This is a genomic window from Allobosea sp. CCNWLY174 (assembly GCF_037120455.1).
Classification (GTDB): Bacteria; Pseudomonadota; Alphaproteobacteria; order Rhizobiales; family Beijerinckiaceae; genus Allobosea; species Allobosea lupini.
Window position 1 is genome coordinate 1,653 of the sequence record NZ_JBBBBQ010000024.1, and the last position, 1,161, is coordinate 2,813.

Consider the following 1,161-nt stretch of genomic DNA (forward strand, 5'->3'; position numbering starts at 1 on the left):
CCGGTCCCGCGCTGAGCGCGACGATGCGCCCGCCGCTGGCCTCAACGAATACCCGTGCGATCGTCAAGCCCAGGCCACTGCCGCCGGCGATATCGGCATGACGCTCGCCGCGGTGGAAGCGCTCGAAGATCAAGCCGGTTTCGCCGGCTTCGAGGCCTGCTCCCTCATCCCGCACGGCGATGGCAACGCTTCCCGGCAAGGCCTGCGCCGAGATATGGATGGAGCCGCCGAAGGGTGTGTATTTGGCGGCGTTCTCCAGCACGTTGACCAGGGCCTGGGCCGTCAGCGCCGGGTCGACCTGCACGAGCGGCAACGGCCCGGCGGGGTCCAGCCGCACGTCATGGGCTCGCAGCCGGTCCTGGGCGGTGGCGAGCGCATCATTGACGATGTCCCAGGGATCGAGCGTGTCGAGATGGGGTTGAAGCGCGCCGGCGCGAATGCGGCCGAGATCGAGCACATCCTGGATCAGCCGGTCGAGCCGGCCGGCCTCCTGCTCGATGCCGGCCGCCAGCGCGTGCAGCGACTCGCGCCCGGCGAGCTCGGGAGCAGCTGTCAGCACACTCGCTGCGCCCATGATGCCGGCGAGTGGCGTGCGTAGCTCATGCGACACCGACTCCACCAGGATGTCGCGCAACTCGTCGGTGCGCTCGCGAAGTCGATGCTGCTCGAGGATACGGGATTGCGCCCGCTGACGATCGACCAGCGGGCCGACCGTCAGCGCGACGGCGAGCGAGGTGACGAGGTCGATCATCTGCGCCGGTTTGAAGACGAGCGGGCTGAACAGCGGCGGGTAGAACAGCGACGTCATCAGGGCACCGAGCAGCGCCGCCAAAATGGCTGGGCCGGTGCCGTAGCGCACGCCGATGATCAGGACGGGCGCCATGTAGATGGCGGAGACGCTGTCGAGCGGCGTCGACCAGACGACAAAGCTGGCGAGCGCTGTAGCGAGAGCGACGAGCGCGACCGTCTTCAGATAGGGCGACAGGCGCCGCGGAGCGATCATGCTCCTCGATAGCGTCCTGTACCGGTGCTTGCCAGCGATACCCGTTCAACGCCCAGTTTACGTCGCCGACGTCTGCGCCACTTGACGGCTGAAATGCTTCCCGGTCGGCCGGCGCGCCGCCGCGCGCAGCGCTCACCACAAGAACCATCCTGTTCGCC

General features: G+C 68.3%; 1 protein-coding gene. It reads right to left on the reverse strand.

The annotated features are described in order from the left end of the window. The coding region (locus tag V7S63_RS28675) for an ATP-binding protein (protein ID WP_336532830.1) at window positions 1-1,003 on the reverse strand (1,003 nt) is incomplete at its 3' end. Window positions 1,004-1,161: the final 158 nt, after the last annotated feature.